Origin of the sequence: Mycobacterium sp. E342, from assembly GCF_001667665.1 — a bacterium.
Taxonomy (GTDB): Bacteria; Actinomycetota; Actinomycetes; order Mycobacteriales; family Mycobacteriaceae; genus Mycobacterium.
The window spans coordinates 1-641 of the sequence record NZ_LZJM01000285.1; the positions used below are offsets into that span (position 1 = coordinate 1).

The window sequence follows — 641 nt, forward strand, 5'->3', positions numbered from 1 at the left end:
CGCGCTGCCCATCGCGCTGCCGCAGCGCACGGTGGCGGCGTTCACCCCCGACCGCGGCGACGCCATCACGGTGGCCACGTAGGCGGCCCAGCCGGACACGCCGCCGGGAGCGGTGTCCCGCGGAATGCGCACCGGCCCGTCCGCGCGGTCACTGGCCACCGTGATGGCGTCGCCGCGGTCGGGGGTGAACGCCGCCACCGTGCGCTGCGGCAGCGCGATGGGCAGCGCGAACCCCAGGTTGTAGTCGGTGTGCTCGCCGATCAGGTTGATCCGCCCGGGCGCGGCATAGCGGACCGTCATCCCAGCTCGCGCAGTCGCTCGGCCACGCTTTCGGGCGTCACATCGCTGATGAACGCTTCCATCGCGGACTCGGACCCCGCCAGGTATTTGAGCTTGGTGGCGCTGCGCCGGACCGACATCAACTCGACGTGGAAGTAGCCGTCGGCCTGGGGGCCGGTCTCGGCGTACTGGTGCAGCGCCGAGATATAGGGCAGCGCTGAAGAATACATTCGGTCGAACCGCCCCAACACGTCGAGATAGACGCGCGCGAACGCATCCAGCTCGTCCACGTCGAGTTCGGTGATGTTGCGCACCAACCTGTTCGGGTAGATGTGCACCTCGACCGGCCAGCGCGCGGCGAA

Annotated in this window: 1 protein-coding gene and 1 pseudogene; both read right to left on the bottom strand. The window is 69.6% G+C overall.

The window, feature by feature from the left end; genetic code table 11:
- A partial coding sequence (locus A5692_RS23085; RefSeq protein ID WP_304528620.1) for a galactokinase family protein occupies positions 1–300 on the bottom strand: 300 nt, incomplete at its 3' end.
- A pseudogene (locus A5692_RS23090) lies at positions 297–641 on the bottom strand (galactose-1-phosphate uridylyltransferase); the annotation flags it as partial. The gene A5692_RS23085 and the pseudogene A5692_RS23090, both read right to left, overlap by 4 nt.